This is a genomic window from Vibrio sp. V31_P5A7T61, from assembly GCF_009904895.1.
GTDB classification, from domain to species: Bacteria; Pseudomonadota; Gammaproteobacteria; order Enterobacterales; family Vibrionaceae; genus Vibrio; species Vibrio metschnikovii.
Genome location: NZ_WXWI01000057.1, coordinates 121,077 through 143,628, shown reverse-complemented (window position 1 = coordinate 143,628; position 22,552 = coordinate 121,077). Strand labels below are relative to the sequence as shown.

The following is a 22,552-nucleotide window of genomic DNA, read 5'->3' as shown; positions in this document are numbered from 1 at the left end:
CTTAGTTAAATTCGAAGCGATAGAGCAAATCAAACGTATTGCTCTCTTTTGAATTAACAACCTCTAAGTAGAGATCCCTCATCAAACGATAGCGAATAGTAAATTGCTCTAGTGCATTAAAAACACCTACTGCATATTTTACTTGTAATCCAGGTAAAATATAGCCACTCACGGTAACCTGTGCATCCTCCCCCGAACCTGCTGTATCCAATTGCAGATCTTGTACGCCAAACTCCTCGCCAATTCGACCCACCACTTTACCGCTTTGCGCTAGGCTTAGCCCAATTAGGGTCATGGTCATCGCACTACCGCCAGCTTCACCATCAATATCTTGTCCACGTAATAAATAAGATAAAGCATTGGCTTGTGGTTTCGCTGGCTCAGAGAAAATGGTGATCATCGGCTCATCAGCGGGTCCTGTTACTTGAATACCGGCAATCACACCATCTTGGGTATTATTGGGATTACGAATCGCTTTAATCGACACAAAAGGCTGATCGATTGGACCGTTCATTAAAATTTTACCTTCTTGGATCTGTAAATCCTGACCAAATGAGCGATACTGACCCTGCAAAATATTTATCTCACCGATCACCAATGGCCCACGATCACGCTGAGTAAAATTCAATCGGCCTCGTAGCCCGCCTTCTAAGCCAAAAGCACTCAGACGAACATCGTCACCAATTACGATCTCAACATCCGTTTCAATGCGCAGTGGTAAACGGCTTTGCTCACTTAAAGGCTGTAAATCTTTACTCAGTATGACTTGATCTTTAGACACTTCGATGGCGCTCGGAGGTAGCTCTTCGACCGTAATCCGTCCCCAAGGAAGATGGATAGAACCGGTGACTTGTGCCACATCCGGTTGCATGGTTAAGGTTAAATCAGGGATCACCTTCATTTTTACAATCGGTGGCATATCCACCAACAGAGAATCGGCAAACACTCGACTGTTAACTCGCCACTCAGCCATGTTGTGCCAATCAGCGTCACCAGTGACATTCAGTAAGCCCTCGGGCGTACCAATTTGTGCATGCAGCGCCGCTTGGTAACCAGAAAAGTCTAGCGTAACTTGGCCCGAATCCATATCAACCGGAGAGATATCACCTTTGAGCTGTAGCCCCGTCAACTCAATATTACCCAGCACTTGAGGATGAAGCATGGCCCCTTGCAAACTTAAATCCGCCGTTATCGTCGCATCCGCTTGACTAAACTCACCGACTAATGGCTGTAGAAAATCAAGATGAAAGGGGGTCAGTTTTAGTCCGGCCTGCCACTGTTTTTCTTCTGCAGTGACATCGGGGATCTGTACATGACCTGAAAACTGACCATTATTTGTCACTTGCAGCGACCACTCCGCTTGTAAGGAATTATTGGCTAATTCAGCATTAAACTGCATCACATCCCATCCAAAAATAATCGGTTGTGACAAATTTTGCTCCACTTCGCCGGCTGGTAAGGTAACGGAAAGTTTTACTTGTGGTGCCGCCTGTGCTGACCACTGAGCCGACAATTGACCAGCAAATCCTCCCTTTATCTGGGTTTCCGGAGGCAGTAACGCTTGAATTTGACTAAACTGAAAATCCTTTAATGCCACTTGAACCGCGCCGCTATCCCCCAAACTGGCAGTTTCTTCAAGACACAGTGATGCGTCCGCTTGTAACCAACAGTGAGGAGCAACCTTCACTCGTGACTGCTCAAGATCAACACTGATCTCGGTGGCATGATTTAACTGCCATGGCCCTTGCATGGATTCGATGTTCATGCGCTCAAGCTGGCCATCCCAACGCCAATTGGTCGACTCGGTAAGCCGTCCTGTGATTGCCAGTTGGCTAGAAACTATCGGCGAATTAACCTCTAGTGTTAAATGGTGCTGCTCTTGCTGACCACTCAAGGATAACAAAAGTGATTCAATGGTCTGATCTTGATAATGAATATCAGCAACAGAGAGGTGTAAATCCGCTTGAGGTAAAGGCAGCGGCGTTAACTGGCCGACTAACGATAATTCACGAATCGTTGCCTCGTTTAACCAAGCCAACTGATCTGCGCGCAAATCCAGCTGAATATCTGGCTCTGTCAGTTGCCCACGTAACGTTACGTGACCTGCTACTTGCCCCGATAGATCCGGCACTGTTTTCGCTAAATCCTTTAACGATAAAGCAATATTCATTTGCCACTGTTGGTCTAATTGGCCTTTAGCGGTCAATCGATTTGGTCCGTGCGCGAACGTTAACCCAGAGGTAGAGATGCGATACTCCCCTTGACCTCGCGGATCGGCGGCGTTGAGTTGCCCTTTAATATCCAACGGATAGCCACGAAAATCACCATTAATAGCCAGTAATGGCAGGGCAATCTCAAAACCACCTTGCTCAGTCAACTTGCCAGAAGTGATTAACTGGCCACTGATCATCCCTGGTGCTTCAGGCCATTGCAAACCGGGATTAATCTGCTTAACGTTGAGCTTGGCTTGCCAATCAATGTTTGGTTGCCAGTTGGCTTGCAGTTCGCCCTCAATCTCACCATTTAGGGTCTTCAAAAGCAGTGAATGCAAGGCTATCTGGGTCAATGAACCCTGTCCTTGAACTGCCAAGCTCATCTCAGGGAGATCCAGTCCTGCTAGTGTTGCTTCGATGGCTAGCTGATAATCATTGAGCCTCCCCTTTGCGTTAAGCAAAGGGGCTTGCACAACATAATCGCCTTCACCGACCAGCGGCCACTGGGCTTTTAGCTGCTGCACCTTGATATCAAAAGGCATATCGGGTTGTAGCGGTTTTAATTTCGCCTGCAACTGGGCCTGTGCCAGTCCGGCAAGTTGCGCCTCCAAAGCGAGATCGGCCATACTGCCTGAGGCCTTTAATTGTAAAGTTTGTCCCTTCGCTTCTGGTAACTTCAGCAATGACTGAAAAGTGAGATTCAGAGGATAATCACCTCGCAAAGTCGCCCGCCCCGTTAGAGAGGCGTCCAGCTCTGGCATATCAAGGGTTATATTTTTTACGTCAATTTGAGACTGAAAGGCTTGAGCTTGTAGCACCAAGTGATTAATGGCGATCGGTGATGCTTGCTCGAGGAGAAAATCGCGCAATTCAAAGCGACTCAGCTCAATTCGCAATGGAATAATAACCTCAGGTAAGCTTATCGGCAGCGCATCGGATGAAGAAGCGCTCGTCGCAGCCGACGGCTCCGTCTGTTCTTCAGCCAACGCAATGCGTACGCCTCGCCATAACGTGCGATCAATCGTTAATCGATCGCCTTGTAGTGAGCCACTGGTCGTAAAGTGCTGCCAGTCAATCTGATTACCAAGCAGATTAAGCTGAATATTATTCAAGGTTAATCGGCCCAATTTGATTGGCACGGGTGTAGAAATCGCGGTCACTGGCGCTGATGCCGTCTCTGCCGATTGATGTGTTGAATCGGCAATAGATTCCAAATTAAACTGCAATCCCGAGACAATCACCTCATTAATACAGATCATCGGTTCGAGTAAGCAGTTCGCATTTACCGCGAGCGTTAACTGCTCAAGCTGCAGATCAATAGCGGATGATGGCTCTTGATATTCAATACCATAAAGAGTGAAACGGGGGAAAATAGCCCCTTGGGTCGATTGAACCGAGAAATCGGGTAACGCTTTTTGAGCACCCCAGACTAAGACATTTAAGCCACTGTTGGTAAAAAATAACCCAGCAAACAACAGCAACAAAAGCGTGACAATGCCAGCCAAGCTTGCGGATAACCAACCGGTCCATTTCATCGCTCGCTTAATCATAATTCAGGCCCTAACGTAAAATGCAGTTTGAATCGATCGCCGGGTTCAGAGTCTAATCCCCATGCAAAATCAAGTCGCAGCGGCCCCACGGGTGAAACCCAACGCAAACCAAATCCGGTCCCCGTTTTCCAATCAGGGGTGTCATTAAAGGCGTCACCATAATCGACAAACAGCGCAGCCCACCAATTACCACCAATTCGATATTGATATTCTAATGAGCTGGTGGCCATGTATTTAGCCCCCGTTAACGAGCCACTGGCATCCCGCGGCGAAATAGATTGATAACTATAACCACGTAGGTTGTTGTCTCCACCTGCAAAAAAACGCAGCGAAGGGGGGAGCTTATCGAACTCGTCGGCAAAGTTGGCACTACCGTCAATTCTGAATAGACCACGATGACGCTCACCTAAGCTTCTGACCCAAGAGCTACCAGCTTGGACTCGAGTGGCTCGCGTTTCCGAAATTACTGAGGGGTCGGCGTATTCTAAGGTGATGGTTTGCTTATCGCCCCAAGTTAATAACGAGCGATTCAGCCGTGTACGAGTACGGGTATAAGTAATGCCTGGCATTAAAAATTGCGCTCCATCATCTTGTAAACCCTGCTCATAACTTTCAATCAGATAGCGCAAAAACACCGTTCGATGCCAGCCACTATCGAGCAACCAATGACGCTCTAGCACGAGATTAGATTCAAGACTTTCAGTATCTCGATTATCGACATGCTTCATCCCATATTGGATACGGTAATACTGCCGAAGTACATCTTCGAGAGGAATTTTATACCCTGCGGTAATACTCTGTTCAGGACCCGATATCGATAGACTACTATCAAAACTGTGGCCATATTCATTTAACCACGGCTTCTTCCATTTTAATGAGCCTCTTACGCCAACATCGGTTGAATAACCAATACCCGTTTCTAGTTGATTACGCGCTTTTGGCGCTAAAGCAACCACCATAGGTAATTCACGCTGTTCAGGATTTAACTGTTCCAAATCGGGTTTGACGAATACCGATGAAAACCAATCCGTATTGGCTAGGTTAAGGTTAAATTGACCAACTTGTGAGACTAAATAAGGATCGCCTTGTTTAAACGGTTGCAGTGAACGAACACGAACCTCTTCAATTTGACTCCCAGAGATCGACGTGGCGCCAAAATGATAACGAATGCCACTGTCAAAGTGTAAACGAACAAATGCTTGATGCCGATCGGGAACCACTTCCAAACGACTTAACTGAAAATCGCCATCGAAATACCCCTTTTGGAGCGCTAAGTTACGCAAGGAGGATTTAAGGCTATCGTATTGGCTATGATTCAGTGTCTCACCAACCTTTAAGCCACTACGTTCAATCACGCGAGCAAAATCCGCATCTTGCTGCGCTTCTCCCTCAATCACGATCTCAACCACCGCCAAACGTACCACTTCTCCGGGAGAAACATGCACCGTCATCGCTCGATCCGGTTCCGTGACTTCAAAAACAAACGTCGGGTGATAATAACCTAGCGCATTTAATGCAGCGGTTATCCTTTGTTCTAGACGCGACTGAAAACGTAACTGGGTCGAGTAATCGCTGGTCGATATTGAGGACAGATAGGCATCGACGTTATCTTTTAGATCGCCGCTTAATCCTCGAATGGTTAAATCGACTTTCGCCAACACAGTGCAGGAGAAGAATAACGTCGCGAATAGTACATAGAATGGGAGTGATCTCATGTTAAATAGTGGTTAAGCGCCTTACCGCAATTCAGGTTAATAGACTTTAAATCATACCGACTATAGGATAAGAAGTCTGTAGGATAATCGCTCACGCGCCAATAGATTACACGCAGATGTGGCGATAAAGCGATCTCGGCACGTAAGACGAACAACGAACGTCATCACATCATCAATGCTGATATTCCAGAACAATACTCTGGATCAATCGCATCCGATGTTGAATAAAAATTGTATCAGTGAGACACAGAATTTCACTCAACGTTCCATTGACTATGACTAATAAGGAATTGCTATGCTCAACAAATCTTCGCTTATTTCAGCGGATCAAGCCTTACCAGGCCGTGCTACTCCCATCGAGTTTGAAGACAAACATTTTATCCATCATACCCCCCTAAGCAGCAAACCTAACGCGGGACAAGAGCAATTACTGATTGGAATGGGCTGTTTTTGGGGAGCGGAACGTTTATTTTGGCGTTTAGACGGTGTCGTTTCTACTTCTGTCGGCTATGCTGGCGGCTTTACTCCAAACCCAACCTATCAAGAAGTTTGTACGGGTAAAACTGGCCATGCGGAAGTCGTCCGAGTGATCTACGATCCTAAGGTGTTACCCTTGAGAACACTGTTGCAAGCCTTCTGGGAAAATCACGATCCAACCCAAGGTATGCGCCAAGGCAATGATTTAGGAACTCAATATCGTTCGGTGATCTACACTTACACCGATGAACAGCAAACGCTAGCAGAGCAAAGCCGCGCAGAATATCAAGCTTTGCTAAACGAACACCATAAAACGGAGATCACCACCGAAATTACTCCTGCTGGCGCTTATTATTTTGCGGAAAGTTCTCACCAGCAATACCTCGCTAAAAACCCGCAAGGATATTGTGGCCTTGGTGGTACAGGGGTGTGCTTTTTGTGAGTAATAATCGAGCTCACTAATATAACGCTCGCTTCAGCAATATCAACGAAGCGAGCTGATTAATGGCTCATTAAATGATGAAAGAGCATTCTGTTATGATCAATTATTTAAGAACGAGCGTTATTTTTACTCTTTGCTATAGCCTCCCAATTTGCGCTATTGAGCTCAATCTGGGTCTACAATTAACCACCAACAACATTGATGTGCGCGACGAGTCCGATCAAAACATTGCACAAATGAATAATAAGCTCGCTCTTTCTCCAACGGTCTCTCTCTTATCAAAAGGCTATTATCTTTCAGAGCAAAGCTCGTTGGGCGTACAATTTCAACTGGATGGCAATCTCGTCAAAGTTAATCGACAAACGCTTCATCAAAACAATCAGCTAACCAATCTTGATACTAAAATATCTGGCTATGCGCTGTATGCGATGCCATTATTTTTTTACCATTTTAATCGCCACCAGCCAGAGAAATGGCAAGTAAAAACGGGGATTGGTATTGGGCTAGGTTATCTTAATCTGAGTGGTAATTATCAAATTACTCAGCCCCTACATCCCGAGTTTGGCGAGACAAAAAACATCAAACTTAGTGAGTTTGGTCAGGCGGTCGGGGTTTATTTAGAGATCAAAAAAGGCAAACATGCGTTCTTGCTCTATAATTTTAGTCCCTACGTCAATAACAGTAATTACCAATTTCAAGAACACAATGCGGTCCTTGCATACCGATACACCATCAACTTAAACCACTTATTTACTAAAACGGACTTACCATGATAAAAAAAATACTACTCACTCTATTGATCACCACTCATAGTCTCGTTGCGTCAGCACACAATCTAGTACTCGGTCAGCCACTGCCAGCCGTCGACGTCGCAAAATATGGCGAAGTGATATTGGAGGGTAAAGACACTCAGTTTGTACCATGGAGTAGCACTCAACTCCCAGGTAAGGTTCGAGTGATTCAAGCTATTGCTGGTCGAAGCGCCGCCAAGGAAATGAACGCCCCTCTCATGGCCGCAATCACCGCAGCAGAGTTTCCTCGTGATGCATACCAAACTACAACGATCATTAATCAAAATGATGCGGTATGGGGAACGGGCTCGTTTGTAAAATCATCGGCTCAAAGCAGCAAAACCGATTTCCCTTGGTCGTCGATTGTCCTTGACCAAGCGGGTATCGTGGCACAAAGTTGGCAGTTACAAAACCGCTCATCAGCGATCATCGTGCTCGATAAACAGGGTATCGTGCAATTTGTCCAAGAAGGAGCTTTAAATGACGATGCTATTCAAAACGTACTGTCGCTCATTCAACAACAGCTAGAAAAATAACCTTAAGACTTGCCAGACAAGAAGATTGTTATACTATAACAATCTTCTTGTTGTATTGGGTATAAGATGATGGTCAAACCACAGCCTTTACGTCTATCGACCAACACTGTCAGTATACTGGCCGTATTGTTGGTGCTGTGGCTCAATATCGCCGTGATAAATCATCAATTAGACATTCATCCAACTCAACATACCGATCATCATTGCCAACTGTTTTCCGTAATGAAACACGGCCTTGAGCATGCCACTCTGATCATCCCTATTTGGCCAGCACAGGGTTTTATACCAGCCATCGTTAGCCCATTTTGTTTGGTACTCGACTACATTACTTATGTAGCACGTTCACCACCAAAACGTTGAACCGTTCAATACATTAACCAACACAATATTTACTATCCCTATGTTATGGAATCAACACTATGCTAACTAAACCTTTGCTTGCCTTAAGTATTTCTGCCGTATTATCAACCGCCGCGTTTGCCCATCAAGAATTTCGTCAACACGATGCTCATGTTCATGGACAAGTTGAGCTTAACATCGCTCAAGATGGCACGGATTTGCTGATTGAGATCACTGCTCCGGGCGCAGATGTGGTGGGTTTTGAGCACGCACCACACAACGAAACCCAAGTTCAAGCACTTAATCGCGCATTAGATATCTTAGGACAAGCAGAATCACTGTTTACCTTAAGCTCGGCAGCGAAATGTCAATTGGAAGAAACCCATGTTAGCCACACCCTAAGTGGCGACAAAGATAACCATGATCATAGCGATCATGCTCATCATGATCACGGACATGATCATAAGCATCACGATCACAAGCATCAACACGGTGAATTTACTGCGCAATATCACTATCAATGTGAAAATGTTGGCGCGCTCACTCAGATCAACACAGAATGGTTCGCCTTGTTCCCAAGCACGGAAAAAATGCTGGTCAATTTACTCACCGAGCGTACACAAACTGCCGTTGAGCTGACCAAGCAACAAACTCGTCTGTCACTGTAAATGCATCAACCGATGTAAGCGTTCACGCCCCAATCGGGTAAGCCTGGCTTACCCGATTTTCCATCAAATAAGGATAAGTGATGAACAGCCAACCGCTGCCAAGCGCCACTCCCGTAATTGACCTTATCGATGTACAATTTCAGTGGCCAAATAATCCTCAACCGACCCTCCATATTGATGCTTTGAGCGTGCTTGCCAAGCAACATCTGTTTGTAAAGGGGCCAAGTGGTTGTGGTAAATCGACCTTACTAAGCTTACTGACCGGAATTAATACCGCCACTCAAGGCCATGTCCACTTACTCGGTCATGACTTAGCTAAACTCAAATCTCGCCAACGAGATAAATTTCGCGCTGACAATATTGGTTATATTTTCCAACAATTTAACTTATTACCTTACTTGTCAGTGATTGATAACGTCATCCTACCCTGTCAATTTTCAGCTCATCGCCGCGCGAACGTCTCTGGAGATATTCGTGAGCGAGCCAAACAGTTACTCGCTCAGCTGAAGCTCAGTGACACACTGCTTAATAAGCCGGTGACGGAATTAAGTATCGGTCAACAACAACGCGTCGCCGCGGCAAGGGCATTGATTGGCGATCCGCCACTACTGATTGCCGATGAGCCCACTTCCGCACTCGATTACGATAACCGCAGTGCCTTTATCGAACTGTTATTAGATGAAGCCAATCGTGTCGGCACAACCCTGGTTTTTGTTAGCCACGATCCAACTTTAGAGAAACTGTTTGAACGAAGTGTGTACTTACCTACTATTAATCAAGCACGAGGTGTTGCATGAGCGTAGTCACTACGTTAGCGTGGAAAAGCTTACTGAATCGCAAAACTACCGCTTTATTAACCATTCTTACCGTAGCGATTTCCGTCATTTTATTAATGGGGGTTGAGCGCATACGCACTCAAGCTAAGAGCAGTTTTGCTAATACCATTTCAGGTACCGATCTGATTGTCGGAGGCCGTTCAGGACAAGTGAATCTTCTGCTTTATTCGGTATTTCGGATTGGCAATGCGACCAATAATATTGATTGGAAAAGCTATCAAGAATTTAGCCAGCATCGCGCCGTAAAATGGGCTATCCCGATTTCACTGGGCGATTCGCACCGTGGTTTTCGTGTCATGGGCACCAACCATAACTACTTTGAACACTTTCGCTATGGAAGTAAGCAACCACTTACTTTTTCTCAAGGCAGAGAGTTTTCCGGCTTATTTGAGACTGTACTCGGTGCCGACGTCGCCAAACAACTCGGTTATCACTTAGGCAGTGAGATCATTATCGCTCATGGCATCAGCGATGTCGGCTTCAGTCGGCACGATAATCTGCCTTTTACTGTCGTCGGTATTTTAGCGCCAACCGGCACGCCGGTAGATAAAACCGTCCACGTCTCTCTTGAAGCCATTGAAGCTATTCATGTTGGCTGGGAGTCTGGGGCTAATTTAGGCAATACCCCGAGCAAAGAAGAGTTAAAGCAGCGCGAATTTGAACCGCAGCAAATCACGGCGATGCTACTCGGTTTGCATTCAAAAATTCAGACCTTTGCGCTACAAAGACAAATTAACCAATACCGAGCGGAACCATTAAGTGCCATTCTACCCGGTGTAGCACTGCATGAACTGTGGGGAATGATGTCCGTTGCAGAGCAAGCGTTAATGGCGGTGTCGGTTTTTGTCGTTATTGCCGGGTTACTCGGCATGCTAAGTAGCTTACTGACTAGCCTGCAAGAACGTCGTCGTGAAATGTCGATTTTACGTGCGATGGGGGCACAACCAAAACACATTTTTGCCTTACTGATCAGCGAAGCGAGTGTTTTAACCTTATTAGGCATTGTCACCGGTTTAATCGGCTTATATCTTGTTCTTGCGGTCGCTTCCCCTATCGTCGCGAGTCAATATGGTATTCAACTGCAACTCCAAGCCCTGACTCATTATGAGTGGCAACTGCTTGGCTATGTGCAAGTGGCTGGCACCATGATAGGCTTTATTCCTGCACTGCGTGCTTACCGTCAATCACTCAGTGATGGTATGACGATACGACTCTAGGAGAAACAATAAGATGTATAAATGGTTACTGAGCTTATTGGTGCCACTACTTACGGCGATAAGCTTTAACGTCTACGCCAATGGTGAACCGCTGCAATTAGACTGGATTGATCTCATTCCAGAAAATGAGCGCAACCAATTTAACGCGATGGGCATGCCGATGATCGATCACAACCTCGATCTACCCGCCCAACAAATCAAAGTGGGCAGTGTACGCAGTGAACTCAATGGCAGTCAGGTAAAAATCCCAGGTTTTGTCATTCCTCTTGAGGGAGACGAAAACTCCATCACCGAGTTTTTACTGGTTCCCTATTTTGGGGCCTGTATTCATGTCCCACCACCGCCACCGAATCAGATCATTTACGTCAAGTACCCTCAAGGGGCTCCGATTCAACAGTTATGGGATGTGGTGTATGTGATAGGAACATTGAAAACCGAAGTGGTCAGCGCTGAGCTGGCGGAAACCGCCTATCTGATTGAAGGAACCGCGATCGAAGATTACGATGACATGTAACCATTTGTTAAATAATTGCTAACTCAAAGACCACCTTACTCGTTACATCATGTATTTGGCTAAATAACTTAATAACCCCAAATAGATCAAAAACAGTAAAGTGGTCGATAGATGCTTAAACCAGCGATTTTCTTTATCGTACTTCATTGCGTCAGTGTGCCCTCACAGTTGTTGATAACAATTTTAACAAGTTATTATCATTTATGATAGCGCAAATTTGTGCGCTATCACCAAGAGTTTCACTGGTTACCTTAGCCAATCCACGGTACATTTTAGAGTATGATTCAATGGTAAAATTTGGTAACCCATGGCTGAGCTGAAATCCTCGGTTGTGATTGAGCATCCAACCACAACCCATTCCAATACAGAGAAAAAATCCAGTTATCTAAAAGATAGCGCGAGTCGTATCTCATCGATTGCTCAGCAACATGGGTTAGATGCCTTATTACTGGATGAGAAGCCGCAAAAAACGCCGTTAGATAGAGCGTTAAAACGTGAGCGAGAGAGAAAAGAGCAGCGACAAAAAAATCTGGAGCAAATCGTACGTCTTGCACATCTCTCGTGTCATAACGAAACGGCGGGAGACCCTGACCAAGACTGGCTATACCGTTTCTTCGATATGGCGCAAGATATTCATAACTCATCAATGCAGCGTCTGTGGGCGCAAGTTCTGAAACGTGAAGTGACCAACCCAGGGTTTACTTCGATGAAAGCACTGAGTATTTTGCAAAACATGACTCCCAAAGAAGCGCAAATTTTACAGCGTGCCGCCGGTTTGAGCTGCAGTTTCGGCAGCGATCCGAGTTTAAAATTACTGTTTGGTCTTAAAGTACAAAACAGTATTTTTAGTTTAGGCAAACGCAATATCACCTCAACATTAAATATTGGTAGTCACCAATTACCTTACTCCAGCTTACTGGTATTAATCGAACTTGGCTTACTGCATGCCACAGAATTAGAATCGGGGGCAATTGAATTTGATCCGCCGCTCACGCTAAGCTACCAAGGTAAACAGCTCTCATTAAACGTCACTGCCAAAGGGGTGCACTTGCTGTACTATCGCTTCACTCCTACCGGCAATGAACTCTGCCGACTATTAGGCAATAAACCCAATAGTGGTTACTATGATCAACTAATCGCTCTATTAGGACAAAAATTTATTGTCCATAGTGACGCCAGCAGTACCATTCATCACATGGTATAAATCGCACACATAAAAAAAGCCACTCATCGGGATGAATGGCTTTCACGATCAAAGGGTGAGAGGTATCGCTTTAACCAATAATCCCTCGTTGCTGTAACGCCACAATGCAGCGCTCAACCAATGCCTCGACCGGCTCTTCACCAGCGGGCAAATCAATCTCTGCCTCCAGCGGCGCTTCATACACCGAATCAATCCCAGTAAACTGAGTCAGTTCACCCGCTCGTGCTTTCTTATACAACCCTTTTGGATCACGCTGCTCACACACCGCTAAGTGAGTATTCACAAACACTTCCAAAAATTCACCTTCAGGCATTAATGCTCGAACTCGTTGCCTTTCAGCACGATGCGGTGAGATAAAAGCCGTTAACACAATCAATCCTGCATCGGCCATTAACTTGGCGAGCTCACCGATGCGGCGAATGTTCTCCCGGCGATCTTGCTCTGAAAAACCTAAATCTGCGCACAATCCGTGACGCACATTATCGCCATCCAATAAATAGGTATGGTAACCAAGCTCAGCAAGGCGTTGTTCTAGAGCTCCCGCAATGGTTGACTTTCCAGCTCCAGATAGCCCAGTGAACCACAATACCGCTGGGCGCTGTTGTTTCAATCGTGCTCGATGGGCTTTATCAACATGATGCTCATGCCAAACGATCGTCGGTTCAGTGACATTATCGATAGTGTGCATTATTGCCCCTTGAACTGGCTGAGATCTTTCGCATCCCAATGAGGGAAATGTTTTCGGACCAACGCATTAAATTCTAACTCAAAAGCCGACAATCCCGTTGCGGTTGGTAAATCTACGGCTTGCAGCGACTCGCGAATCAAACCCGCTCCGACCGTGACGTTAGTCAAACGATCAATAATAATAAAACCGCCAGTATCCGCACAATCTTGATAGTTATCCACCGCCAGTTGATGGGTAAAGCGCCATTGACAACGGGCAATACCATTCAGTGGTAGCTGTTCAGTATTGAAGGTGCTTAGCTGATTAATATCGTATTGATGCTCAATGTTGGTCACTCGACCCAGAGTTTTCTTACCTGCGATTTTAATGTCGTATTCACGATCAAGTTGTAGTGGCTGCTCTGTCATCCATACCACATCCGCGACGAGTTGCGAGGTTAGCGAAACATCAGCATCGGCCAACACTAACAGATCACCACGACTGATATCGATCTCATCTTGTAACGTCAAGGTGACCGCTTGTCCAGCATTGGCATGGCTTAAGTCTCCGTCAAAAGTAACAATCCGCGTAATCGCAGAGGTTTTTCCAGACGGTAACACTTTGACCTTATCACCAACATGAATTGTGCCCGCGGCAACCGTACCAGCAAAACCACGAAAATCTAAATGGGGACGATTGACATACTGAACGGGAAAACGAAAATCTGCGTTGAGACTCGGTGGCTTAATCTGCACGTTTTCTAGTCGCTCGAGCAGTGATTCACCTTGATACCAAGACATAAATTGGCTTTTCTCGACGACATTGTCACCTTCTAGCGCAGAGATAGGAATCAACTGAATAGCAATATCTTGGGCAAGATGCTTTGAAAAATCAGCGTATTGCTGAGTAATTTCTTCAAATCGCGCTTGGGAATAATCCACTAAATCCATCTTATTGATCGCGACGATAAAGTGTTTGATCCCCAATAAATGGGCAATAAACGAATGTCGGCGGGTTTGATCTAATACCCCTTTACGAGCATCAATCAAGATAATCGCTAAGTCGCAGGTCGACGCCCCGGTAGCCATATTACGCGTATACTGTTCATGCCCTGGGGTATCGGCAATGATAAATTTGCGTTTTTGAGTGGAAAAATAGCGATAAGCGACGTCGATAGTGATTCCTTGCTCACGCTCGGCTTGTAAGCCATCGACCAATAGCGCAAGATCGGGCCGCTCTCCGGTGGTTCCCACGCGCTGACTGTCCGAATGAACCGCGGCGAGCTGATCTTCATAGATCTGCTTAGAATCATGCAACAGACGACCAATTAACGTACTTTTTCCATCATCAACCGAGCCGCAGGTTAGAAAGCGTAATAATGATTTATGTTGATGTTGGCTGAGGTATCCTTCAATACCCAGCTCAGCAAGTTGAGCATGCACTGCACTGTTCATTTTCTTTCCTCAAATCCTTAGAAGTAACCCTGGCGTTTTTTCAGTTCCATCGATCCAGACTGATCGTGATCGATCGCCCGTCCCTGTCGCTCACTGGACGTTGCCACCAACATCTCTTCAATAATCCCGGTCAACGTATCGGCTTCAGATTCTACGGCTCCGGTTAGGGGATAGCAGCCGAGGGTTCTGAACCGAACTCGCTTGTATTGAACCTCTTCACCCGGTTGCAATGGCATCCGCTGATCATCGACCATAATTAACATGCCATTTCGCTCAACTACCGGGCGGACATCAGCAAGATACAGCGGCACAATATCGATGTTTTCTAGATAGATGTATTGCCAAATATCCAATTCCGTCCAGTTCGATAAAGGGAATACGCGAATACTTTCCCCTTTATTAATTTGCCCGTTATAGGTTTTCCATAGCTCTGGACGTTGGTTTTTCGGATCCCAAGTGTGGTTTTGATCTCGAAACGAATACACTCGCTCTTTAGCTCGGGATTTTTCTTCATCACGACGAGCACCACCAAAAGCGGCATCAAACCCATAATGGTTCAGCGCTTGTTTAAGTCCCTGAGTTTTCATGATGTCGGTGTGTTTCGAGGAGCCATGCACAAAAGGATTAATCCCCATCGCCAATCCTTCTGGGTTTTTATGTACCAAAAGCTCAAAGCCATACTTTTCAGCTGCCGCATCACGAAACTCGATCATCTCGCGAAATTTCCAATCCGTATCCACATGCAGTAAAGGAAAAGGAATTTTTCCCGGATAAAATGCTTTGCGAGCCAGATGCAACATCACGGAGGAGTCTTTACCTATCGAGTACATCATCACTGGGTTCGCAAATTCTGCTGCCACCTCGCGAAGAATATGAATACTCTCCGCCTCAAGCTGCTGTAAATGGGTTAAACGTTGTGGATCCATTCTGTCGGTTTCCTTTTCGCTGCCTCGTCATTGTCTCGAACAAGAAAATGGCAAGAGTAAAATAATCAATTAGGCATAGTGGTAGTGAGTGGGACGCTCAGTTTGCTCTCCAAACCAAGCCAATTTATCGGCTAACGCGACCACCTCACCAATCACAATTAAGGCCGGTGATTGCGCTTGAGTCGCTAATTGGGGTAAATCTTGCAAAACGCCTCGAAAGACTTTTTGGGCTTGTTGAGTACCGCGCTCGATGATCGCAATCGGCGTCGAGGCTTGACGTCCATGTAGGAGGAGTTGTTGCGTGATCATCGTGGCATTCATCAATCCCATATAGATGACTAAGGTTTGATGACCGCGCGCTAAGGTCGGCCACTCCATCTCATCAATGGTGTCATTTTTTAAGTGTCCGGTAATAAATAAAGCCGATTGTGCATAATCACGGTGGGTTAATGGAATACCAGCGTACGCGGTCGCTCCTGCTGCTGCAGTAATGCCAGGGATCACTTGAAATGCGATGCCAGCATCCGCCAACACTTCCAACTCTTCACCACCACGACCAAACATAAAAGGATCACCGCCTTTGATTCTCACCACGCGATGACCCAATTGGGCAAAATCGACCAGCAGTTGATTGGTTTTTTCTTGTGGAACACTATGATGACCAGCCCGTTTCCCCACACAAACTAAAATGGTTGTGCTGGGGATCAGCGCCATAATGTCTTCTGAGACCAAATAGTCATAGAGCACAACATCCGCTTGTTGTAGATAGTTGAGTGCTTTGACTGTCAGCAATTCAGGATCGCCAGGACCGGCACCAACCAACGCCACTTCGCCGGCGCGCAACTGACTACGAGACAGGCGAGTATAAGGGCTCGATGTTGCCCCTCCATCCAATGCCACCAGCGTTGCCTGTTTGACCTTTGTGGTCTTAACGTGTTGAAAACCCGCCATCGTTGTCATCCTTAACTCAAATTGATGACGTTATTATGAGCGGTGGATGTTATTACTCGAAATTCTAAAATTTCATTTTTTATACTAAAAGCTGATAAGCAGTCACTCACCTGACTTTTAAGCGGTAAAAGACCCGGAATAACTCACACTTTGTGATGTTCAGTCCGACACATTGCATCACAATTTGTTACATTTTCAGCCATTGCCAATGAGGTAACTCAAACCGTACCCCAGATAATCAACAGGAAATGACCTATGCCATCAGTACATCACTCTTTATCCATCGCCGTGTTAACGGGTCTTTTAAGCATGGCAGGACCAGCAATGGCGGAAACACTCCAACTCAGGATTATTGAAACTACTGATATTCATACCAATTTAATGGATTATGATTACTACAAAGATATGCCATCCAAACAATTAGGGTTGGCTCGTGCGGCAAGCTTAGTCAAGCAAGCTCAGCAAGAAGTGACCAACTCGGTACTGGTCGATAACGGTGATTTACTGCAAGGTAGCCCTATGGGTGACTATATGGCGGCAAAAGGCATCACTCCAGGCGAGATTCACCCGGCTTATAAAGCAATGAATCAACTCGGCTACGATGTGGGCAATATTGGTAACCACGAGTTTAATTACGGTTTAGATTTTCTCCAGCAGGCGATCAAGGGAGCGGACTTTCCTTACATTAATGCCAATGTGTTTGATCAACACACTGGCAAGCACTATTTCCAACCCTATTTGATTAAAACCCATACTTTTACTGATCAAAGTGGTCAATCTCAAACCGTGAAGGTGGGTTACATTGGCTTTGTCCCTCCGCAGATCATGGTCTGGGATAAGAAAAATCTTGAAGGCAAAGTGTTTGCTAAAGACATTAAGCAAACCGCAGAAACGCTCATTCCACAAATGAAACAGCAAGGCGCCGAGGTGATCATCGCGATTCCTCATTCAGGGATCTCGACCGATCCTTATCAAGCTGGGGCGGAAAACTCGGTTTATTATCTCACCCAAGTCAAAGGTATTGATGCAATCGCCTTTGGACACTCACACGCGGTATTCCCAAGTGCAGACTATGCCAACTTACCAGGTGCTGATATTAATCAAGGTACTATCAATGGCATTCCTGCTGTGATGCCCGGTCGTTGGGGTAGCCATGTCGGCGTGATGGATTTAACCTTAAAAAATGAAAATGGCCAATGGCAAGTGGTCAATGGACGCGCAGAAGCACGGCCAATTTTCGATCGTAAAACGCAACAAGCACTGGTGTCGGCAGATAAGAATATCGTCAAAGCCTTAGCTAATGACCATCAAGCAACACGAGAGTTTGTCAATCAACCCATCGGTAAAGCCGATGATGTGATGTACAGCTTTTTAGCTCTAGTGCAAGATGACCCAACCATACAAATCGTCAACTTAGCCCAAAAAGATTATGTCGAACGCTTTATTCAAGGCGATGCTAATCTGGCTGGATTACCCGTTTTATCAGCAGCTGCCCCCTTTAAAGTCGGGGGTCGTAAAGATGATCCTAATGGCTTCACTGAAGTCGAAGCTGGACAACTGACCTTCCGTAACGCGGCAGATCTTTATCTCTACCCTAACACACTGGTGGCGCTGAAAATGACCGGTAAAGAGGTCAAAGAGTGGTTAGAGTGCAGTGCTGGTCAATTTAATCAGATTGACCCACACACTACAGAGCCACAAAGTTTGATTAATTGGCAGGGTTTCCGTACTTATAATTTTGATGTCATCGATGGGGTCAATTATCAAATTGATATCACTCAACCGGCAAAATACGATGGTGATTGTAAGCTAATCAATAAAGAGGCTGAGCGTATTGTCGGTTTAACTTATCAAGGTCAACCGCTGGATCTTAAGCAAACGTTTTTGGTTGCTACCAATAACTATCGCGCCTACAGTAATAAATTTGCTGGTACGGGCAGTGAGTTTGTTGCCTTTGATTCACCGGATGAAAACCGCACCGTGGTAGCAAGCTATATTTCGCGCATCAGCGCAGAAAAAGGCCACGTTACCCCTAGTGCTGATAACAATTGGTCATTTGCGCCTATCAAAACCGATGCTCGCTTAGATGTGCGTTTTGAAACCTCGCCTAGCGACAAGGCGGCACAATTTATTGAGGCCAAAGGCCAGTACCCCATGCAAAAAGTCGCTCGCGATCCACTCGGCTTTGCTATTTACCGGATTGATCTCACCCAATAAGTTTTTTATCGCTTACCCATGAACCGAATAATGAGGTTCATGGGTTTTGATGATGTTAACTGACCTTCAAGTTCGTCTCGTCTCACCACACAACATGACATTGCCAGTCGACGCTAAATAAAGCTATCTCTATCAGTATCAATAACGATGTCATTGAGCGAACGAAGCTAACCAATACCGCTACAATTTCAGGTAATATGGCGATATCAATTTCTTATTTCAATTGGACAGCCTGATATGTATGTCGAGTTTGAACAACAACTCTCAAGTGATGGATTTGAACCACATGAGATCAATCAATTAATTTCATGCAGCCAACCACTTGAACTACCGACGCGACATATTTTAATTCACCAAGGCGACATCCCCCAACAGATCTATTTCGTGTTAGAGGGCGTGTGTCATGCTTGCTATCTAACCGAGCAAGGTAAGTCGTTCAGTAAAGAATTTTATTGGGCTCAAGACTGGGTAATTGGTTTTGAAAGTCTCATCAAGCATCAAGCTTCTCCCTATTTATTAGAAACGTTAACCCCAGTGCGTTTAATTGAATTGCCGATCCACATCTTACATTCTTGGCGCGCGACTCGTCACTCTCTCTACCTCAAACTACTGGAAACTCAGTTGATGCATAAAGAAAATAAAGAACGCTTTATGCTGCTTTATAGCCCCGAAGAACGTTATCAACTTTTTAATGACCATTTTTCAGCCCTTAAAAAACAGTTGACCAATGGTCAGATTGCCGCCTACTTAGGGATCACTCCCATCAGCTTAAGTCGAATTAAAGCCCGCATAAACGCAAAAGCCAGCGACTAAACGCTGGCCTTGTCACAACACCGCAGGGAGCCTTTATTTCAATAAACGAGCGCGAAATTGGCGGCCTTTCATTTTCCCGGTTTCCATTTTCTGCAACGCTCGTTTAGCCACCGACTTATGCACGGCAACATAAGCGCGCATCGGCAAAACATTAATCTTACCGACGAACTGGCCATCGATCCCATCATCACTGGTTAAAGCGCCTAAAATATCACCTGGGCGAACTTTTTGTTTTTTACCACCATCGATCTGGATCGTCACCATATTCGCTTGATAAGGCGCGGCATTCTGTCCACTCATGTCTGGCCATTGAGCTGGCTCAATCGGCATATCCATGTATTCATCAATCATCGCCACGCGATGCATCTCATTGTCGCTAAAGAAACTGATCGCTAATCCTTGACTACCAGCGCGCCCCGTACGACCAATACGATGCACATGCACTTCAGGATCGCGGGACAACTCAAAGTTAAACACGGCATCTAAGTTATCGACATCCAGTCCACGAGCGGCCACATCGGTAGCGACCAAAATCGAGATACTTTTATTGGCAAACTGCACCAAGGCTTGGTCACGATCGCGCTGCTCTAAATCACCGTGTAGCTCAATCACACTGAACCCTTTATGCTTTAACTGCTCGGCAACATGAGTGACTTCCTTTTTGGTATTACAAAATACCACCGCTGATTCTGGTTGATGATGCAATAACAGCTGGGCTAACGCTTTATCTCGCGCCTCCGCCCCTTCAAGTTTATAAAAGTACTGTTGAATCGTCGTTGAAGCGTGGGTGGATTCTACTTTAACCATTTCCGGATTACGCATGATCCGCTCAGCCACCTGCTTGATTTGTGCAGGAAAAGTGGCACTGAATAGTAAGGTTTGTCTGACTGTTGGCGCTTGAGCAATAATCGCATCTAACGCATCTTGAAAGCCCATCTCCAACATTCGATCTGCTTCATCGAGTACTAAAGTATTCAGCTCGGAAAGATCAATCCGTCCTTTTTCAAGATGATCCAAAATACGTCCTGGTGTGCCAACCAGAATATGCGCTCCATGCTCTAATGAACCGATTTGCGGCCCCATCGGCATACCACCGCACAAGGTGAGAATTTTAATATTATGGATAGCGCGACCTAACGTACGGATTTCAGTCGCCACTTGATCGGCCAGCTCACGAGTAGGACAGAGCACTAGCGCTTGCACGCGAAAGCGTTTGACATCAAGATTGGATAAAACGCCTAATCCAAAAGCGGCCGTTTTCCCTGAGCCTGTCTTTCCTTGGCCGATAACGTCCCTGCCCGCTAAAATGGTCGGTAAACTTAATGCCTGAATGGGAGTCATTTGGGTGTATCCCAACGTCTCAAGGTTAGAAAGTAGTTCAGGTTTTAGTGGTACGGTCGAAAATGCACAATTACTCAAGGGGCGTCCTTTGGTTAGACGAAATTAAACGTCTATTATCGTTATTTAACCTCGTGTGGCTAGTGAATCTTTAATGATCTATACCCAAACAACGTGGAGTTACAGGTGGGCGGCAAGTGAGTTCATCTCCATGAGCATAGACAGACTCTATGATTGGGGTGAACGAACGTAGCCAACACCCCGCAGCTTCAAGTAGAAAGGGGATAGCGGTGAAATTCTTCATCAATATTAACCTTTGTTAATGAATCCTGTTGTTAAGCTTGCTAGAGTCAAGTTTTCATTTTCAAAGGAAGCTCACGATGATCACTTGGCAATGCCTTCCCTTTACGGGTTTAACTACTCAACAATTGTATGAATTACTCAAACTGCGAGTTGATGTGTTTGTCGTCGAACAAGCCTGCGCTTACCCGGAACTCGATGATAAAGATATTCAGTCTGACGTATGGCATTTGTTAGGCTATCAAGATCAATCCTTGATTGCTTATGCAAGACTACTCGCTCCGGGAATCAGCTACCCTTCTGCAAGTATTGGCAGAGTCGCCACCCAACAACAAGCAAGGGGAAACGGCCTTGGACGTCAATTGCTAGATCAAGCATTGGTCGAGTGCCAACATCAATGGCCAGATAAGGACATAGAAATCGGTGCACAGCATTATCTAGAGAATTTTTATCAGAGCTATGGTTTCCAACCAACCTCTGCTGTCTACTTAGAAGATGGTATTCCTCACATCGATATGAAGCTGGTTAAGTAGCGTGTTTATCACTCTCGATTATTGACTGCGCCCAAAGCCGCCATCCGATAATCGGAAAAACATCACTGACTGATTATTACGTTCTAACTGTAAAATATCCAGTTGCCCATCTGCGGCTAACTTAAAACGGATCCGTTGCCCTTGCTGTATTTGACTCAAGGGCTTATCACTACCTTCAATTCTCACTAACGCATTAAGATCAGCTAAGGGCAAGTTGTTGCTTCTAAACACCTGTGACAAAGTATCCCCTTGCTTAATAATATATTCTTGCCATACCTTTTCCTGAGGAGTCGCAGAGATAGTCACCGCTGTAGGTTGCTCGACGCTTTGTTCACTTAAACCTTGAGTATTAAGAGCAATCGAGACTCGAGTACTGGCTGGTGCGGGAGTACGAGTTGGAGCATCCTGTTTCGGTGAGGAAGGGAAAAATAACAACAAGATCACAACCGGAATCAAAACCATTAAGCCGCGTTGATGATAAACAGGCAGTTGTCCCCAAAGAAGCTTAAGACGTAACCAGATAGGATACTGAGCCAGCCGCTTAGCATAAGATCGCCAATCAATAGCCGCCCACTGATGCAACCATTGTTGTTTAATTTTCCCCAGAGAATGGGGCTGTTGCTTTTTTCTGTGTCGACGATTCATTTTTATCCGCCCTTCATTGACTTGGTACAGTATAAAAACTCATGCGCTAAGAGTATAGAGCATGACCCTGCTTCAACCAAAGGTTGACACAATCTTGAAGATTAAAGCTTGAAGTCTCGATCTGAATCACACCTTGGCACCTTTATAACATGAATCTTCGTCAAGCATTTCATCATAGCGCTGAAGCTGGTATTCTGTGGGCTTTC

General features: G+C 45.5%; 19 protein-coding genes and 1 pseudogene. 12 read left to right on the top strand and 8 right to left on the bottom strand.

Annotated features, from left to right (window positions below):
• Position 1: 1 nt before the first annotated feature.
• A complete protein-coding gene (tamB, locus tag CAG58_RS12960) occupies positions 2–3,763 on the bottom strand; it encodes an autotransporter assembly complex protein TamB (RefSeq protein WP_161426705.1) in 3,762 nt (1,253 codons plus the stop codon).
• Positions 3,760–5,478 carry an autotransporter assembly complex protein TamA gene (tamA, locus tag CAG58_RS12955; protein WP_161426706.1) on the bottom strand — a complete coding sequence of 573 codons (1,719 nt, stop codon included), beginning with the start codon at positions 5,476–5,478 and terminating at the stop codon, positions 3,760–3,762. The genes tamB and tamA overlap by 4 nt, the downstream gene beginning before the upstream one ends.
• A gap of 295 nt (positions 5,479–5,773) precedes the next feature.
• On the opposite strand from tamA, the gene msrA reads away from it, so the two are divergent.
• From msrA to CAG58_RS12910, 9 genes are all read left to right on the top strand, one after another.
• Positions 5,774–6,397 (top strand): peptide-methionine (S)-S-oxide reductase MsrA, encoded by a 624-nt coding sequence (msrA, locus tag CAG58_RS12950; RefSeq protein ID WP_161426707.1) that lies wholly within the window; start codon positions 5,774–5,776, stop codon positions 6,395–6,397.
• Between the two features lie 95 nt (positions 6,398–6,492).
• Entirely contained in the window at positions 6,493–7,170 is a 678-nt protein-coding gene (locus CAG58_RS12945; protein ID WP_154170043.1) for a hypothetical protein, read from the top strand.
• A complete protein-coding gene (locus CAG58_RS12940; protein ID WP_161426708.1) occupies positions 7,167–7,724 on the top strand; it encodes a YtfJ family protein in 558 nt (185 codons plus the stop codon). The genes CAG58_RS12945 and CAG58_RS12940 overlap by 4 nt, the downstream gene beginning before the upstream one ends.
• 66 nt (positions 7,725–7,790) lie before the next feature.
• Positions 7,791–8,084, top strand: coding sequence for a DUF2607 family protein (locus CAG58_RS12935; protein ID WP_233268182.1), 294 nt, complete (start codon positions 7,791–7,793; stop codon positions 8,082–8,084).
• Positions 8,085–8,143: 59 nt separating this feature from the next.
• Entirely contained in the window at positions 8,144–8,731 is a 588-nt protein-coding gene (gene zrgA, locus CAG58_RS12930) for a zinc uptake protein ZrgA (protein WP_161426709.1), read from the top strand.
• An 80-nt stretch (positions 8,732–8,811) separates the two neighbouring features.
• The gene (locus CAG58_RS12925) at positions 8,812–9,528 is read left to right on the top strand and encodes an ABC transporter ATP-binding protein (protein ID WP_158144650.1); all 717 of its coding nucleotides are present in this window, start codon (positions 8,812–8,814) and stop codon (positions 9,526–9,528) included.
• On the top strand, positions 9,525–10,784 hold the full coding sequence (locus CAG58_RS12920; RefSeq protein WP_161426710.1) for an ABC transporter permease: 1,260 nt from the start codon (positions 9,525–9,527) through the stop codon (positions 10,782–10,784). Before CAG58_RS12925 ends, CAG58_RS12920 begins: the two co-directional genes overlap by 4 nt.
• 13 nt (positions 10,785–10,797) lie before the next feature.
• Complete coding sequence (locus CAG58_RS12915) at positions 10,798–11,298, top strand: DUF3299 domain-containing protein (RefSeq protein WP_158144649.1); 501 nt, start codon at positions 10,798–10,800, stop codon at positions 11,296–11,298.
• 307 nt (positions 11,299–11,605) lie between these two features.
• The gene (locus CAG58_RS12910) at positions 11,606–12,502 is read left to right on the top strand and encodes a TIGR03899 family protein (protein WP_161425535.1); all 897 of its coding nucleotides are present in this window, start codon (positions 11,606–11,608) and stop codon (positions 12,500–12,502) included.
• Positions 12,503–12,572: 70 nt separating this feature from the next.
• Here CAG58_RS12910 and cysC read toward each other — a convergent pair whose 3' ends face one another.
• From cysC to cobA, 4 genes and pseudogenes are all read right to left on the bottom strand, one after another.
• Positions 12,573–13,190, bottom strand: coding sequence for an adenylyl-sulfate kinase (gene cysC, locus CAG58_RS12905; protein WP_154170028.1), 618 nt, complete (start codon positions 13,188–13,190; stop codon positions 12,573–12,575).
• Complete coding sequence (cysN, locus tag CAG58_RS12900; protein WP_158138949.1) at positions 13,190–14,623, bottom strand: sulfate adenylyltransferase subunit CysN; 1,434 nt, start codon at positions 14,621–14,623, stop codon at positions 13,190–13,192. Before cysN ends, cysC begins: the two co-directional genes overlap by 1 nt.
• Positions 14,624–14,640: 17 nt before the next feature.
• Positions 14,641–15,552 (bottom strand): annotated as a pseudogene (cysD, locus tag CAG58_RS12895) (sulfate adenylyltransferase subunit CysD); the annotation flags it as partial.
• Positions 15,553–15,618: 66 nt separating this feature from the next.
• Positions 15,619–16,500, bottom strand: coding sequence for a uroporphyrinogen-III C-methyltransferase (cobA, locus tag CAG58_RS12890; protein WP_161425536.1), 882 nt, complete (start codon positions 16,498–16,500; stop codon positions 15,619–15,621).
• 255 nt (positions 16,501–16,755) lie between these two features.
• Here cobA and cpdB point away from each other — a divergent pair, with 255 nt between their 5' ends.
• Together cpdB and CAG58_RS12880 are read left to right on the top strand one after the other, a co-directional pair.
• Positions 16,756–18,717: a 2',3'-cyclic-nucleotide 2'-phosphodiesterase gene (cpdB, locus tag CAG58_RS12885; protein ID WP_161425537.1), complete on the top strand. Its 1,962-nt coding sequence runs from the start codon at positions 16,756–16,758 to the stop codon at positions 18,715–18,717.
• 237 nt (positions 18,718–18,954) lie between these two features.
• On the top strand, positions 18,955–19,530 hold the full coding sequence (locus CAG58_RS12880) for a Crp/Fnr family transcriptional regulator (protein ID WP_040903982.1): 576 nt from the start codon (positions 18,955–18,957) through the stop codon (positions 19,528–19,530).
• Between the two features lie 33 nt (positions 19,531–19,563).
• On the opposite strand, the gene dbpA is transcribed toward CAG58_RS12880, so the two are convergent.
• Positions 19,564–20,949, bottom strand: coding sequence for an ATP-dependent RNA helicase DbpA (gene dbpA, locus CAG58_RS12875; RefSeq protein ID WP_161425538.1), 1,386 nt, complete (start codon positions 20,947–20,949; stop codon positions 19,564–19,566).
• 299 nt (positions 20,950–21,248) lie between these two features.
• Between dbpA and CAG58_RS12870 the strand changes: the two genes are divergently transcribed.
• Positions 21,249–21,701, top strand: coding sequence for a GNAT family N-acetyltransferase (locus CAG58_RS12870; protein ID WP_040903979.1), 453 nt, complete (start codon positions 21,249–21,251; stop codon positions 21,699–21,701).
• 18 nt (positions 21,702–21,719) lie between these two features.
• Here the strand turns inward: CAG58_RS12870 and CAG58_RS12865 are convergent, their stop codons facing one another.
• Complete coding sequence (locus CAG58_RS12865) at positions 21,720–22,346, bottom strand: LysM-like peptidoglycan-binding domain-containing protein (protein ID WP_004394552.1); 627 nt, start codon at positions 22,344–22,346, stop codon at positions 21,720–21,722.
• Between the last annotated feature and the right edge of the window lie 206 nt (positions 22,347–22,552).

Bases quoted from the DNA above. Each gene is read 5' to 3' on its own strand.
- CAG58_RS12935 (WP_233268182.1), top strand. From the start codon at position 7,791: ATGATGGTCAAACCACAGCCTTTACGTCTATCGACCAACACTGTCAGT.
- msrA (WP_161426707.1), top strand. From the start codon at position 5,774: ATGCTCAACAAATCTTCGCTTATTTCAGCGGATCAAGCCTTACCAGGC.
- cysN (WP_158138949.1), bottom strand. From the start codon at position 14,623: ATGAACAGTGCAGTGCATGCTCAACTTGCTGAGCTGGGTATTGAAGGA.
- cpdB (WP_161425537.1), top strand. From the start codon at position 16,756: ATGCCATCAGTACATCACTCTTTATCCATCGCCGTGTTAACGGGTCTT.
- cobA (WP_161425536.1), bottom strand. From the start codon at position 16,500: ATGGCGGGTTTTCAACACGTTAAGACCACAAAGGTCAAACAGGCAACG.
- CAG58_RS12945 (WP_154170043.1), top strand. From the start codon at position 6,493: ATGATCAATTATTTAAGAACGAGCGTTATTTTTACTCTTTGCTATAGC.
- CAG58_RS12910 (WP_161425535.1), top strand. From the start codon at position 11,606: ATGGCTGAGCTGAAATCCTCGGTTGTGATTGAGCATCCAACCACAACC.
- CAG58_RS12870 (WP_040903979.1), top strand. From the start codon at position 21,249: ATGATCACTTGGCAATGCCTTCCCTTTACGGGTTTAACTACTCAACAA.
- CAG58_RS12920 (WP_161426710.1), top strand. From the start codon at position 9,525: ATGAGCGTAGTCACTACGTTAGCGTGGAAAAGCTTACTGAATCGCAAA.
- CAG58_RS12865 (WP_004394552.1), bottom strand. From the start codon at position 22,346: ATGAATCGTCGACACAGAAAAAAGCAACAGCCCCATTCTCTGGGGAAA.
- CAG58_RS12915 (WP_158144649.1), top strand. From the start codon at position 10,798: ATGTATAAATGGTTACTGAGCTTATTGGTGCCACTACTTACGGCGATA.
- tamA (WP_161426706.1), bottom strand. From the start codon at position 5,478: ATGAGATCACTCCCATTCTATGTACTATTCGCGACGTTATTCTTCTCC.
- CAG58_RS12925 (WP_158144650.1), top strand. From the start codon at position 8,812: ATGAACAGCCAACCGCTGCCAAGCGCCACTCCCGTAATTGACCTTATC.
- CAG58_RS12940 (WP_161426708.1), top strand. From the start codon at position 7,167: ATGATAAAAAAAATACTACTCACTCTATTGATCACCACTCATAGTCTC.
- tamB (WP_161426705.1), bottom strand. From the start codon at position 3,763: ATGATTAAGCGAGCGATGAAATGGACCGGTTGGTTATCCGCAAGCTTG.
- cysC (WP_154170028.1), bottom strand. From the start codon at position 13,190: ATGCACACTATCGATAATGTCACTGAACCGACGATCGTTTGGCATGAG.
- zrgA (WP_161426709.1), top strand. From the start codon at position 8,144: ATGCTAACTAAACCTTTGCTTGCCTTAAGTATTTCTGCCGTATTATCA.
- CAG58_RS12880 (WP_040903982.1), top strand. From the start codon at position 18,955: ATGTATGTCGAGTTTGAACAACAACTCTCAAGTGATGGATTTGAACCA.